A 14,303-nucleotide genomic window follows, 5' to 3' on the forward strand; every position below is an offset into this window, starting at 1 on the left:
CGGGGCCGCCACCCGTACCGACCGCCAGGCCGATCCCGGTGGAGAGGCCCACGGCGCCGGCGGCGGCGAGGAAGGAACGGCGGTCGACAGCGGTGACCGCGGAGCGGATGCGTGACATGGTGCGCTCTCCCCGAGTGCGTACGTCGCGACAGCAAGGACGCCGGGGTGAGGCCCCGGCCTCCTCCTGATGCTGGGCACCCGGCGTGGCCCGCGTATGAACGAGGCCGCAACGGCCGGCGCCCATCACCGCACAGGGATCACTCGCAACCGCAAACGTTCTCCCGCCCCTCCCGCGCCGTCCGGAATCCGCTCATCCACCGTTCACCGGACGGGGAAGCGCCGCTGTCCACCGCGCTCGGCGGCCATGCCCGGACCGTCCCGGAGGCACGTCCGAAAGCACTTTCTTATTTTGTTAGATGTGTTGACGAATTGCTGAGCGTGCGTCAGCATCGCCCCCAATTGTTCGAAGTGCCGAACATTCCTCTGCCGAGCCCTGCACCAGGGAGTAGCTCCGCATGCCCACCCGAACCGCACCGCTGTCCGTACGCAATCCGGGAACCGGCGAACTGCTGGGTGAGATCGAGGACTCAGGACCGCAGCGCGTCACCTTCGCCCTCGCCGCCGCGGCGCACGGCCAGCGGGCGATGGCCGCGATGCCCGCGCACGCCCGCGCCCGGCTGCTGCTCACCATTGCCGATCTGATCGAGGCCGAGGCCGGCGACCTGGCGCGGCTGCTCGCCGCCGAGAACGGCAAGCCCGTCTTCCAGACGACCGAGGAAGTCCGCGCGGCCATCAGGATCTTCCGCGGTTTCGCCGGGGAGGCCACCCGCCTCTTCGGCCGGCAGATCCCGCTCGACGCCGTGCCCGGCCTGGAGAAGCACCTCGCCGTCACGGTCCGCGAGCCGCTCGGTCCGGTCGCCGCGCTGGTGCCGTTCAACTACCCGGTCGAGCTGTACGCCCACAAGGCGGCGGCCGCCCTCGCCGCAGGCAACGCCGTCCTCGTCCACCCGCCCGCGCGCTGTCCGCTCGCCGTGCTGCGGATCGGCGAACTCGTCGAGCGCGCGGGCGCGCCCGAAGGCGCCCACCAGATGATCACCGGCGGCGTGGGCGTCTCCCAGGAACTCGCCTCGCGCCCCGGCGCCGCCGCCGTCAGCCTCACCGGCAGCACCACCGCCGGCCGCGAGATCGCCCGCCGCGCCGCAGACACCCTGAAGAAGGTCCACCTCGAACTCGGTGGCAACGACGCCCTGATCGTCTGTGACGACGCGGACGTCGAGGCCGCGGCCGAGGCCGTCGTCCTCGGCAGGCTCGCCCGCGGCAACGGCCAGATCTGCTGCGCCGTCAAACGCGTCTACGTCCAGGACGGCGTGCACGACAGCTTCGTCGACGCACTGCTGGCGGGCGCGACCGCGCTCAGCGTCGGGGACCAGTTGGCGGACGGCAACGACGTCGGTCCGCTGATCAGTGAGCAGGCCGCCGAGCGCGTCGAGTCGGCGGTCGCCGCGCTCGTCGCCGACAGCGCGCGGAAGGTGGCCGGCGGCGCCCGCCGGGGCGCCTTCTACGACCCCGCCGTCCTCGTCGGCGTGCCCGAGGACAGCCCCGCGTTCGCCGACGAGATCTTCGGCCCCGTCGCCCCCGTGGCCCGGTTCACCGACCCGCTCGACGCCGTACGGATGGCCAACTCGTCCCCGTACGGCCTCCAGGCGGCCGTCTTCACCCGAGACATCCAGCGCGCCTTCACCCTCGCCGGACGGCTTGAGGTCGGCGGCGTCGTCATCAACGGATCGACCGCGCTGCGCGCCGAGAACCTGCCCTTCGGCGGGCCGAAGGACACCGGTGGCTCGGCCGAGGGACTGCACGACACCGCCCTGGAGTTCACCCGGCAGAAGACGGTCATCGTGATGGGGGCCTTCGGGTGAGCACACGGACCCGTCCGGTCCTGCGGATGAGCGGGGTGCACAAGTCGTACGGGCCCACCCGGGTGCTGCACGGGGTGGATCTCACCGGCCACGCCGGTGAGGTGCTCGCCGTCGTCGGCGCCAACGGGGCCGGCAAATCCACCCTCATCAAGATCCTCGCGGGCGCCGAACGGATGAGCGCCGGAGAACTCCTGCTCGACGGCGCGAAGGCCGAGTTGCGCTCGCCCCACGACGCCCACACCCATGGCATCCGCACCGTCCACCAGGAACTGACCCTGGTGCCCGAGCTGTCCGTCACCGAGAACCTCCTCATGGGCCACTTTCCCCGGCGCCTCGGCGGCCTCATCGACTGGAAGGCCGCGCACCGGCGGGCCCGCGCCCTGCTGGAGGGCATCGGCTACGGCGCCATCGACCCCCGGACCAGGGCGGGCCGCCTCACCGTGGCCCGGCAGCAGATGGTCGAGATAGCCAAGGCCCTCGTCAGCGGGGGCGCCGAGCCCAGGGTGCTGGTCCTCGACGAGCCGTCGGCCGTCCTCGCAGGCAGCGACCTCGAAGCACTGTTCGCGCTCATCCGCCGCCTCCAGGAACGCGGTGTCCTGATCGTCTACGTCTCGCACCGGCTCGCCGAGGTCACCGAACTGGCCACGTCCATCGTGGTGATCAAGGACGGCAGAGTGGTCGCCGAGACGACCCCCGACCGCACCGACGAGAACGAACTCATCCGGCTGATGGCGGGCCGGCCCGCCGGACAGCTCTACCCGGCCCGCCGCACCACCGAGGGCGACACACTGCTCGACGTCTCCGGACTCGGCCGCACCGGGGAGTTCGGCGACGTCTCCTTCTCCCTGCGCGCGGGCGAGATCACCGGCCTCTTCGGGCTCGTCGGCTCCGGCCGCAGCGAACTGGCCCGCTGTGTCTTCGGCGCCGAGCCCGCGAGGACCGGCACCGTCCGCGCACCGGGCGGCGACAGCGACACCGTACGGTTCCGCAGCCCCCGCGAGGCCATCGCCGCCGGCCTCGCGCTCGTCACCGAGGACCGCAAGCGCACCGGACTCGTACTCGGACTCAGCACCGCCGACAACATCGGACTCACCACCCTGCGCACCACCACACGGGGCCCGCTGCTCGACACCGCGCGACGCCGCCACGACGTCGTCGCCATGGTCGACCGGCTCGACATCAGGCCCGCGCACTGCGCGAAGCTGCCCGTCCGCACGCTCAGCGGCGGCAACCAGCAGAAGGCCGTCCTCGCCAAGTGGCTCCTCACCGGGCCCCGCGTCCTGCTGCTCGACGAACCCACCCGCGGTGTCGACATGGCCACCCGCGCCGAGATCTACCGGATGCTCGACCGGCTCGCCCGCGACGGCATGGCCATCCTGCTGATCTCCTCCGACCTCACGGAGGTGCTCGGCGCCACCGACCGGGTGCTGGTGATGCACGAGGGGCGGATCACCGCGGAACTGGCTTCGGAAGGTACGACCGAGGACACGGTCCTCGCCCACGCGATCGGACACGCAGCATGACCGAACAGCTCACCAGGACCACCGGGCCCGGCGAACCCGGACCTCCGCCGCCACGGGGGGTCCGGCTGCCCCGGCTCACCGTCGCCGGCCACGACATCACCGTCGAGACCGGGCTCGCCGCGCTTCTGGTCGTCTTCGTCGTGGTGGCCGGCTCCACCACCGAGGCATTCCTGACCGAGGGCAACCTCACCAATCTGCTCAAGCAGATGGTCACCACCGGCCTGCTCGCCTACGGCATGCTCGCCGTGATCCTCACCGGAGGCATCGACCTCTCCGTCGGCTCGGTCGTCGCGTTCTCCGGCATCGTCGCCGCCGGGCTCTCCTCCGGACTGCCCGTGCCGGTCGCCATGGCGGTCGGCGTCGCGTCCGGCATCGGTTTCGGACTCGTCAACGGCGCACTGGTGGCGCGCTTCCAACTGGCGCCGTTCGTGGTCACACTCGCCGCGCTCACCACCATCAGAGGTCTCGCCTTCGTCTACTCCGAGACACCCGTCGCGCCCGAGAAGCCGGGCTTCTTCGAACTCGGTTCGGCGGTGATCGGCCCGCTGCCCGTCTCCACCCTCATCATGCTCGCGGTCTTCCTCGTCGGCGGCGTCTTCCTCAGCCGCACCCCGGCCGGCCGCTCACTGGTCGCGATCGGCGGCAGCGCGGAGACCGTACGGCTCGCGGGCATCGGCGTACGGCGCCACATCGTCCTCGCCTACACCATCTCCGGCGCCTGCGCGGGACTCGCCGGCGTCATCCTCGCCAGCCGGGTCGGCATCGCCCAGCCCAGCGTCGGCACCGCGTTCGAACTCGACGCGATCGCCGCCTGCGTCATCGGCGGGGCCAGTCTCGCCGGCGGAAAGGGCTCCGTACGGGCCACGTTCGCCGGTGTCCTCGTGCTCGCCCTGATCAACAACCTGCTCAACCTCTACGACGTACAGAGCTTCTGGCAGCAGGTGCTCAAGGGCCTGATCATCGTCGCCGTCATCCTCGTCCAGCGCACCGGCCGGTTCCGCAACGCGGCCGTGAACGATCCGAATCCCGGAAAGGCAAGTCCATGATCACGAAACGAGCGACCGGTGTGCTGGTGGCCGGAGTCCTCACCGCGGCTCTCACCGGCTGTTCCTATGGCTCCGGGAGCGACGGTGGGAAGGGCGACGGCTCGTACACCGTCGGCGTCGCCAACTTCACCCTCGGCGGCCCCTACTTCAACGGTATGGACAAGGCCATCAAGGCCCAGGCCAAGAAGAAGGACGTCGAGATCCTCAGTACGGACGCGGGCGGCGACGCGGCGAAGCTCGCCTCCAACGTGGAGGACCTGCTGAGCAAGGACGTCGACGCCGTCATCATCTCCGGCGGGCCCCTGGAGTCCGCGCCCGCCGTGCTCAACTCCCTGAAGGCGGCGGGCAAGCCCGCGGTCCTGGTCGACCGGAAGTTCCGGACCGGGGAGTACGCGAGCTGGGTCGGCCCCGACAACGAGGCGATCGGCAAGCAGAACGGCGAATTCCTCGTCGAGCGGCTTCCCGACGGCGGAAAGGTCGCCCTGATCAAGGGCGGACCCGCCGACAACAGCATCGGCAAGGCCCGGACGGACGGGGTGAAGGGAGCCCTGGAGAACGCGTCGGGCATCGAACTGGTCGAGGCCCCCGACTACGGCAACTGGAGCTCCGACGGCGGACTGACCGTCATGGAGAGCCTGCTCGCCGCCCACGACGACATCGACGCCGTCTTCTGCGAGAACGACGCCATGTGCCTGGGCGCCCAGCGCGCCGTCAAGGACGCCGACCGCGCCGACAAGATCGTGCTGGCGGGCGTCGACGGCCAGGCCGAGGCGCTGAAGGCGATCCTCGACGGGACCAACTACCTGGTCACCGGCCTCAACGACGCCGATGTGATCGGCAGTCTCGGCCTGGACAGGACCGTGGAGATCCTCGACGGCGAGAAGCCCGAGAAGGACACGGTCGTGCCCTCGCCGCGCGTCACCAAGGAGAACGCGGAGAAGTACTACGACCCGGAGGGCAACTTCTGATGAGCCGCACCCCGACGATTCCCCCACCGAGAGGCGGCACCGGCCGCGCCCGGTCACTGCCGCGGAAGAAGCGCGCGTACGCCCTGACGGCGCTGCTCTGCGGCGCCCTCGTCCTCCCGCTCTCGCTCGGGTCCGCGAACGCGGCCCCGGACGACGGGACGGCGACGGCGGCGGACAAGCCCCCCAAGGCCCCCAAGGCACCGGCCTGGAGACTGCTCCACTCGGAGAACTTCGCCAAGCCGCTCGACCCCGCGGGCACACCCTGGACCCGTGAGACGTACAGCCGGCCGTTCGACACCATCATGGAAGACAACGGCAAGTGGTACGCCAACGACTACGGGCCCGCGTGGAACACCGCCTTCGACTCCTTCTCCACCTACCGCAAGGAGTTCAAGGTCGGTGACGGCGGCTGGCTCACCGCGTCGCTCTCCGCCCGCGACTGGAACAAGGACGGCCGGATCGAGAAGCCGCCGTCCATCACCAACGGCAGGGCGGCCGGCAAGACCGTCGCCCAGCTGAAGGTCCCCGACCACACCGGCGGCGCCATCTTCCGGCCCACGAAGTCCCTGCCGGACCAGTACCGCATCGAGTACAAGCTCAAGACACTCGACTTCGGCGGCAAGCGGGGCGGCACCATCGACTACGACAACCGCACCAACGGGTACAGCAAGGACGGCTGCAAGACCCAGCACCCCTGGGGCGAGGGCTCGAACAGCCCCGGCTGGGAGGGTGACGCGTCGGCGCCGTACTGCGAGTGGCAGGACGTCCGGGCCGGCAAGTACGGGTACAACGGCTTCCACTTCCTGTCGATCGTGGACTTCGCCGACCCCGCGCCCCGCAACAACCACTTCTGGCACTACCGCCGCAAGGTGCTGATGGACTCCTTCTCCCAGCACCCCGACCGGGTCGGCACGGGCACCGGCGGCCGGGTCTGCGACTCCGCCGCCGACACGTACTACGACTACAAGGACAGCAGCTTCAACACGGTCAACATGTGGATCAGCGGACTGCCCAACTGGACCCCCGGCAAGGGCGGTCTCGCGGGCAACTCGCAGTGGTTCATGACCAGTTGCTCGGACGGGGTCGCCGAGCAGCAGCTCTCGTCCGCGGCCGAGCTCCAGCCGGAGCTGATGCCAAACCAGGACTACACGTTCGCCATCGAGCGTGACGCCACCGGCTACACGCTGGAGGCCAGCGGCAACTTCGCCCGCGCCGGTCAGCGGACACTGCGCTTCCACCGGCCGTTCATCGTCGACGACAAGCCGATCTGGCACTACAACGTCAAGCCGGGCGAGTACGACGGGCGTTACAACAACACCCTCGTGCAGAACGACCACAACGGCAGCTCCACCTGGCCCGACCAGTGGCCCGCCGGATCGGCCTACCCCGACTCCTTCGTCATCGGAGACCTCTACACGAACGTGTACGAGGGCAGCGCGAGCCTGACGGACATCAAGATGTTCGTCCCCAGGGGAAAGAAGAACTGATGCGGTAAGGAGTAATCCGCGGGTGAGGGGGCACATGCCTCTTCGACCCGAGCCTGCGGCATCCCCCGCCGCAGTGTTCCAACGGCCCCACCGGTCCACCCCCTGCCGGTGGGGCCGCCTCCTTTCCGGGGGAGGTCACCGCTCCACGGAGATCCGTACGGGCTCGCCGCCGGATCCCGCCCAGGCGTCCCCGGTACAGGCGTCCCCGGTCCAGTCGGCGGACAGCCGCAGCGTCCGGTTCGGCACCGCGCCCCACGGAAGACGCCGCCGGTGCAGCACCCTCCCGCCCCGGCTGACCACCAGCGACGACCACGGGCCGAGCCTGCTCTCCGTACGGAGGGTGAAGCCGCCCGTGGCCACCCGCGGATCCGCCGGATCGATGCGGTTGGGCGCGATCCACAGCAGGGGCGCGTCGGTCTCGACGGGCACCCACGCGGCCGGCCGCGCGCCGACCCGCAGATGCCGCAGTACGGGTCCGGCCGCCAGCAGACCCTCGCGCGCGGCCGTGCCCGCGGACTCGACCGCGTGCAGCACATTGCCGACGGCGAAGACCCCGGCCCGGTCCGTGCGGAACGAGCCGTCCACGGCCGGGCCCCGGGTGGCGCGGTCGAGCGTGACACCGCCCCGGCGGGCCAGCTCGTGGTCCGGGATCCAGTCGCCGGTGAACACCACCGTGTCGCAGGCGACGGTCGTGCTCCGGCCGTCCCGGTGCCGCAGCGCCACCCCCGACAGGCGCCCCCGGCCGAGCAGTTCGCCCACCCACGCGCCGACGAGGAGCGGGACGCCGCGCCGCAGCCTGGCGTCGAGAGCCGTGACGGGGCCGGCCTGGTGGTACGGCAGTTCCGTGACCATGGCCGCCACCTCGACACCGGCCTCCCGCAGCGTCCGTACGGCGGAGTAGCTGACGGACTCGGCGCCCACGACGACCGCGCGCCTGCCGACCGGCTGGCGCCGTCCGCGCACCGTCCGCAGCAGCTCACCCGTCGTGAACACCCCGGCGGGCCGGGTGCCCGGCACCAGCCGCGCGCTGCGCGGGCGTTCGCGCGCACCGGTGGCCAGGACGACGGCGCGCGCCGTGATCCGCTCAAGACCGGCCGGGCTCGTCACCTCGACACCGAGCGGGCCGGCCGCCTGCCCCGCCGTGTCGCTCCACCCGGTGACCGTGACGCCCGTACGCAGGGTCGCTCCCGCGCGGACCGCCGCGTCCGCCCAGTGCAGCGCGTACGCCGGACCGGTCATGGGCCGACCGAGATCACGCAGGCCGAACGCGGAGTGGAAGCAGTGGCGGGGGACACCGCCGGGCTCGTCCTCCCGGTCGACGACCTCGACTCCGGCGGAGCCGGTGGCGGCCAGCCGGGACGCCAGCGCCAGACCGGCCGGGCCCGCGCCGACCACGAGGACGTCGACGGCACGTTCGCGGCGGCCCGGCGCGCGGCCGGTCGCGGCAGGGGGCTGTTCGCTGTTCACCGTGCGGCCTCCCTGCCGGACGACGGCGTGCCGGGCGACGACGAGACGGGTGCGGACGCACCGTGCGCGGGTGCGTCGAACAGGGCGCGCACCGCCGCCCCGCAGTAGAACCCCTGGCACCGGCCGCCCAGCGCCCGGGTCCGCCGGCGCAGCCCCTCCGGCGAGGACGGCGGGATGTCACCGGCGAGCGCGTCACGGATCTCGCCCCGCGAAACCCGCTCGCAGTGGCACACGATCGCCCCGTACGCGGGATCGGCCTCGATCAGTCCGGCGCGTTGGTACGGACGGGGAAACGCCTCACCGAGGTTGGGCATCGTCACCGGTACGAGGTCGGCCGCCGTCCCCGGCCGGGCCCCGGCCTCCGTCAGCAGCTCCACGACATGGGCGGCGATCGCCATCGACGCCGTCAGCCCGGTCGACCGGATCCCGCCCACGGTGACGTACCGCTGTCCGGGGTGCGAGCGGATCATGTAGTCGTCGTGTTCGGTGGCCGCGCGCAGCCCCGCGTACACGGCGGTCACCTCCTCTTCGAGGAGGTCCGGCATGATCCGTCCGCCCTTCTCCATGAGGAAGGCGAGTCCTTCGGCGGTGGAACCGGTGGCGCGCTTGTCGTCCAGGTCCTCGGCGGTCGGGCCGAGCATCACGTTGCCGTACACGGTCGGCGCGACCAGGACGCCCTTGCCGAGCGCCGTGGGAACGGGCAGCAGGATGTGCGAGACCAGCTCACGCGCGAGCTTGTCGAAGACCACCAGCTGACCGCGCCGGGGCGTGACCGAGAAGTCGGTGTGACCGAGCAGCCGGTCGAACTCGTCGGCGTACAGGCCCGCCGCGTTGACCAGCCACCGGGTGCGCAGCGGACCGCGTGTGGTGGCGAGCCGGTGCGCGGAGCGCCGCGAGCCCTCGCCCACGTCGCGCACACGGCAGTTGAGGTGCAGGTCGACCCCGGCGCGTACCGCCTGGGTCGCGTACGTGAGCGTCGTCGTCCACGGGCAGATGACGCTCTCGTCGGGGACGTCGAGCGCTCCCACCGCGTCCGGTGCCAGATGTGGTTCGCGTCGGCGCAGCTCGTCGGCGCAGACCGTCCGGGTGCGCCGGTATCCGTTGCGGGCCGCCTTGCGGGCGAGGGCCGGCAGGGCGGCGAGCTGTTCGTCGTCCCAGGCGACCAGCAGCGCGCCGACCGGCTCGACCGGGATGCCGCACTCCTCGGCGTACACGGCGAGTCGGTCGCGGCCCTCGCGCACGAGCCGGGCTTCGAGCGATCCGGGCACCGCGTCGAAACCGGTGTGCAGGATGGCCGTGTTGGCCTTCGACGTCCCGTCGCCGACATCGCCGGACGCCTCGACGAGGGCGGTACGCAGCGGGTACCGGGCCAGTTCACGGGCGATCGCCGCGCCGACGACCCCGGCGCCGACGACCACCACGTCGTACACCTCGTCCGGCAGCGGCCCCGAGACGGTGACGGTCATACCGCGCCCGTCCGTCCGGCGTCCGGCAGTCCGGCGACGAGCGCGTCCACCTCCGTACGGAAGACGCCGAGCCGCTCGGCGGCCTCGGCCGCTCCGATCCGGGGCTCGAAGACCTTCTGGGGACGCCATCGGGGCGCGGCATGCTCCACCGTCAGACCGGGGTCGAGACCGAGCCGGGCCAGAGCGCCCACGCCGAGCGCGGTGGCGTCGGGCAACGGGGAGAGTTCCACGGGCAGTTGCAGCAGATCGGCCTGGGTCTGCATCAGCAGGTCCGAGCGGGTCAGCCCGCCGTCGACGCGCAGCGCCTCCAGGGGCGTGCCGGTGTCCTCGGCCACGGCGTCCGCGAGCGCGACGACCTGGGCGGCGATGCCCTCGCAGAGCGCCCGCACCAGATGCCCGGAGCCGGTCTCCAGACCGAGCCCGGTCATCGACCCCTTCGCGTCACCGCGCCACCACGGCGCGGCGAGTCCGGCGAGCGACGGTACGAAGGTGACGCCCCCGCTGTCGGGGACGGACGAGCCCACCCGGTCGAGGTCGCCGGCGCCGGAGATCACGCCGAGGTCGCTCAGCCACCGCACGGCCGAGGCCGCCGTGTACACCTGACCGTCGAGGCAGTAGCTGGTACGGCCGCCGAGCCGCCAGGCCACACAGCCGACCAGGCCGGTCGCGCTGCGCAGCGGACGCGCGCCGGTCTGCGCGAGGAGGAACGCCCCCGTGCCGTACGTGCATTTGGCCGTCCCCGGCTCGGTCACGTTCTGGGCGAGCAGCGCGGCCTGCTGGTCGACGAGCAGCCCCGTCAGCGGGACGGGGTCGTCACCGAAGGCCGTCGTCACGCCGAACCGCCCCGCCGCGTCCACGACGTGGGGCAGCCGTTCGTCGCTCATCCCGAAGACGTCCAGGGCGGCGGGGGACCACTCGGCGGTGTCGAGGTCCAGCAGCTGGGTGCGGCCGGCCGTCGCGGCGTCGGTGACGAACTCGCCGGTCAACCGGTGGACGAGCCAGGAGTCGGAGGTCGTGACGACACCCTCGCGGGTCAGGTTCCGGCGGATCCACGCCATCTTGGGCGCGGCGAAGTACGGCTCCAGCGGCAGACCGGTCAGCTCTCTCAACATCGCGTCGTGCGGGGCGAGTTCGGCGCAGACGGACGCGGCCCGCCGGTCCTGCCAGACGACCGCGTCGGTCAGCGGCTCACCGGTGTCCGGGTCCCAGGCGAGGACGGTCTCCCCCTGGTTGGCCAGTCCGACCGCCGCGACGGGTTCACCGGCATCGGCGAGCGCCAGGCGTCCCGCGTCGACCACCGAGGAGAGCAGGAGTGCGGGATCGGCCTCGACCAGTCCGCCGGCGCCGTAGCGCGGGGGCGCCGGGGCCGAGCCGCTGCCGATCACCCCTCGTTCCGGGCAGATCACCAGCGCCTTGGTGGCGGAGGTGCCCTGATCGACGGCGAGCACCGGCCGCGAGGCCGGGTCCACGGCGGTGCCGGGGGAGTGCTGAGCAGGCGGCATGTCACGTTCTTCGGTTCGGAGGCCGGTGATCGTCCGATCACTGAGCGAAAGGGTGACGCGGCCCGCCTGCGACGTCAAGGTCACGACATGCACTCAGGGTTGCCTAAGATCAGCAAAGTGTTCAAAGGTCGTCGCATTGACCCCTACACTGATCGCCGAGTAACAGCGGAGTGTCACTGAGTAGCGTGATTCTCGGGTGCCGGGATGTGAACTACACCGGAATGAGGCGGAGTTGCGGGAGAATCGGGCGGAGGGTCCGTGAGCGATCGCTTTCGTCCGCTCTACCACCCAGCGGGTCATGACAGTGAACTCCGGGCGGCCGTCCAGGAATTGCGCGCCGGTCGCTGGCTGTCGATGCGCGACCTGCTCGACGGCACGCACGACTGGGCGCTGTGGACGCAGCGCACACAGGTGCTCGCCGCCGTCGCCGCCGGCTCCGACACCGTGCACGCCTGGCTGGCCGAGGAGCCGGACAGCGAGGCCGCCGTCGTCATGCGGACCCGTGTGGCGGTGGAGCGCGCCCTGCGCGCGCACCGCGAGAACCACGCCCGGACGACCGACCTGTGGCAGCAGGCGTGGGAGGCGTGCGGCGCCACCGCGCGGCTGGTCCCGGCCGACCCCGTCCCCTGGGTCTGTCTGCTCGCGCTCGCCCAACTCGACGGCAAGCAGCGGATGGAGGAGAACCGGCTGCCCCCGCCGGGACCGATGCTCTTCCCCGGTCCGTGGGCCCTGCTGGCCGAGGCCGACAAACGCGATCCGGGCAACCGCGAGGCGTACCACCGGATGCTCCAGTTCGTGTACGCCCGCAGGTCCGACGGCTCGCTGTCCGAGGCGGTCAACTTCGTCCAGTGGGCGGCGTCTTCCGCCCCCGAGGGTTCGGCGCTCCAGGCGCTGCCGCTCTTCGTACGGGTCGAGAGGTACCGCAGGGAGGGCGGCAACGAGAAGGCGCTCGATCTGCACTGGGTCACCGAGGACGCCACCAGGGACGCGCTGCGGGCGCTGCACATCTGGTTCGACCGGTCCGTGCCCGCCGAGAACTCGCTGCTGGACCTCAACTATCTGGCGCACGCCCTGTGGGGATCGCTCCAACTGGCCGAGGCGGCCCGGGTGTTCGAGGCCCTGGGGCCGTACTACACCCCCCTGCCGTGGTCTTACCGCGCCCGCAGACCGAACGACTCCGCACAGGTCGAGGAGGTGTTCGCCCGCGCCCGTGCCCGCTGCTTCTCCGCCGCCCGTGAGCGGAAGACGGACACCTAGGGCCCCTGCTCCGGCCCTGCCGCCGCCGCCCTCGCCGCTCGTTCCCCCTGTCTCTCCCCGAAACTCTCCGTACCCGGAGGTACTTCCGTGTCCGTCTCCCCACCGGCCTGGTCGAAGCCGGATTCAGTTCCGCAGCAGGATGAAGAAGAACGGCTGAGGGAACTCGGTTATCAGCCGGTACTCGCCCGCAGGATGGGCGGCTTCGGCAACTTCGCCATCAGCTTCTCGGTGATCTCGATCCTCTCGGGATGCATGACCCTGTACGGCTTCGGGCTCATCACCGGCGGTCCCGCCGTGATGCTCTGGGGCTGGGTGGGCGTCGGGCTCTTCGTCCTGTGCATAGGCATGGCGCTGGCGGAGGTGACCAGCGCCTATCCCACCTCGGGGGCCCTCTACTACATGGCCGACCGGCTCGGCGGACGTAAGTGGGGCTGGTACACCGGCTGGCTGAACCTGCTCGGACTGCTGGGCGCGATCGCCGGAATCGACTACGGCGCGGCCCTGTTCACCGGCGCGTTCCTCAACCTCCAGTGGGGCTTCGACCCCACGCCGGGCTGGACCATGGTCATCTTCATGTGCATCCTGCTGCTGCACGCGACGCTGAACCTGTTCGGGGTCCGTCTGGTCAGCGTGCTGAACTCGATCAGCGTCTGGTGGCACCTCGGCGGTGTCGCCCTGATCGTCGGCATCCTCGCGGTCGTCCCCAAGAACCACCAGTCGCCCGAATTCGTCTTCACCCAGTTCGTCAACGAGACCGGCTGGGAGAACCCGATCTATGTGGCCGCGATCGGTCTGCTGCTCGCCCAGTACACGTTCTGCGGGTACGACGCGTCGGCACATCTCTCCGAGGAGACGTCCAACGCCTCCGTCTCCGCCGCACGCGGCATCGTGCGCGCCATCTGGGTCTCCTGGATCGCCGGCTTCGCCCTCCTCGCCGGTCTGACCTTCGCCATCCAGGACTACGCGGCCACGAGCGGCGCCGGTGTGCCGCCCGCGCAGATCTTCATCGACGTCCTGGGTACCAACGGCGCCAGCGCTCTTCTGCTTGTCGTGATCATGGCGCAACTCTTCTGCGGCAACGCCGAGGTGGCCGCCGCCAGCCGTATGGTGTTCGCCTTCAGCCGGGACAACGCCCTGCCCGGATCGGCGTTGTGGCGGCGCGTCAGCAGCCGCACACAGACCCCCGTGCCCGCCGTGTGGCTGTCGGTCGGGTTCGCCTGCCTGCTCGCCGTGCCGTCGCTGTACTCGCCGACCGCGTACGGCGCCGTGACCGCGATCAACGTCATCGGCATCACACCCGCCTACGCGATTCCCATCTATCTGAAACTGCGCGCGGGCGACCGCTTCCAGCCCGGCCCCTGGACGCTGGGCCGCTGGAGCAAGCCGATCGGCTGGATCGCCGTCGTCTGGGTCGCGATCGTCACCGTGATCTTCTGTCTGCCGCAGAAGAATCCGGTCACCACGGACACCATGAACTACGCGGTGATCGCGCTGGCCGTCGTGCTCGCCCTGGCCACGGCCTGGTGGTACGCGGCGCGGGGCTCGTACAGCACCCCGCAGTCCTACGGCAGTGCCCGGGAGCAGTCGGAGATCTCCGAGGGGATCGTGTAGGCGGACACGTACGACCGGTCCTCGGTACGGAGGCGACGCCGACTCCGCCTCCGCACC

The 14,303-nt window shown here is 71.3% G+C and carries 10 protein-coding genes; 7 read left to right on the top strand and 3 right to left on the bottom strand.

Annotated features, from left to right (window positions below):
• Positions 1–515: 515 nt before the first annotated feature.
• Genes GXP76_RS10640 through GXP76_RS10660 form a run of 5 tightly spaced genes read left to right on the top strand, consistent with a single transcriptional unit; the run spans position 516 to position 6,943 of the window.
• Positions 516–1,919: an aldehyde dehydrogenase family protein gene (locus tag GXP76_RS10640; RefSeq protein ID WP_242571216.1), complete on the top strand. Its 1,404-nt coding sequence runs from the start codon at positions 516–518 to the stop codon at positions 1,917–1,919.
• Positions 1,916–3,442 carry a sugar ABC transporter ATP-binding protein gene (locus GXP76_RS10645; RefSeq protein ID WP_242571217.1) on the top strand — a complete coding sequence of 509 codons (1,527 nt, stop codon included), beginning with the start codon at positions 1,916–1,918 and terminating at the stop codon, positions 3,440–3,442. Before GXP76_RS10640 ends, GXP76_RS10645 begins: the two co-directional genes overlap by 4 nt.
• Positions 3,439–4,488 (top strand): ABC transporter permease, encoded by a 1,050-nt coding sequence (locus GXP76_RS10650; RefSeq protein WP_242571218.1) that lies wholly within the window; start codon positions 3,439–3,441, stop codon positions 4,486–4,488. The genes GXP76_RS10645 and GXP76_RS10650 overlap by 4 nt, the downstream gene beginning before the upstream one ends.
• A complete protein-coding gene (locus GXP76_RS10655) occupies positions 4,485–5,456 on the top strand; it encodes a substrate-binding domain-containing protein (RefSeq protein ID WP_242571219.1) in 972 nt (323 codons plus the stop codon). Before GXP76_RS10650 ends, GXP76_RS10655 begins: the two co-directional genes overlap by 4 nt.
• Positions 5,456–6,943: a mucin-5B gene (locus GXP76_RS10660; RefSeq protein ID WP_242571220.1), complete on the top strand. Its 1,488-nt coding sequence runs from the start codon at positions 5,456–5,458 to the stop codon at positions 6,941–6,943. The genes GXP76_RS10655 and GXP76_RS10660 overlap by 1 nt, the downstream gene beginning before the upstream one ends.
• 135 nt (positions 6,944–7,078) lie before the next feature.
• On the opposite strand, the gene GXP76_RS10665 is transcribed toward GXP76_RS10660, so the two are convergent.
• The 3 genes from GXP76_RS10665 to GXP76_RS10675 are packed head-to-tail and all read right to left on the bottom strand — an operon-like array spanning position 7,079 to position 11,378.
• Entirely contained in the window at positions 7,079–8,410 is a 1,332-nt protein-coding gene (locus GXP76_RS10665) for an FAD-dependent oxidoreductase (RefSeq protein ID WP_242571221.1), read from the bottom strand.
• On the bottom strand, positions 8,407–9,876 hold the full coding sequence (locus GXP76_RS10670) for an NAD(P)/FAD-dependent oxidoreductase (protein ID WP_242571222.1): 1,470 nt from the start codon (positions 9,874–9,876) through the stop codon (positions 8,407–8,409). Before GXP76_RS10670 ends, GXP76_RS10665 begins: the two co-directional genes overlap by 4 nt.
• Positions 9,873–11,378: an FGGY family carbohydrate kinase gene (locus tag GXP76_RS10675; protein WP_242571223.1), complete on the bottom strand. Its 1,506-nt coding sequence runs from the start codon at positions 11,376–11,378 to the stop codon at positions 9,873–9,875. Before GXP76_RS10675 ends, GXP76_RS10670 begins: the two co-directional genes overlap by 4 nt.
• Before the next feature lie 258 nt (positions 11,379–11,636).
• Between GXP76_RS10675 and GXP76_RS10680 the strand changes: the two genes are divergently transcribed.
• Together GXP76_RS10680 and GXP76_RS10685 are read left to right on the top strand one after the other, a co-directional pair.
• Entirely contained in the window at positions 11,637–12,635 is a 999-nt protein-coding gene (locus tag GXP76_RS10680) for a hypothetical protein (RefSeq protein ID WP_242571224.1), read from the top strand.
• A gap of 87 nt (positions 12,636–12,722) precedes the next feature.
• The gene (locus GXP76_RS10685; protein WP_242571225.1) at positions 12,723–14,246 is read left to right on the top strand and encodes an amino acid permease; all 1,524 of its coding nucleotides are present in this window, start codon (positions 12,723–12,725) and stop codon (positions 14,244–14,246) included.
• Positions 14,247–14,303: the final 57 nt, after the last annotated feature.

The sequence above is a fragment of the Streptomyces sp. NP-1717 genome (assembly GCF_022695985.1).
In the GTDB taxonomy this organism is placed as follows: Bacteria; Actinomycetota; Actinomycetes; order Streptomycetales; family Streptomycetaceae; genus Streptomyces.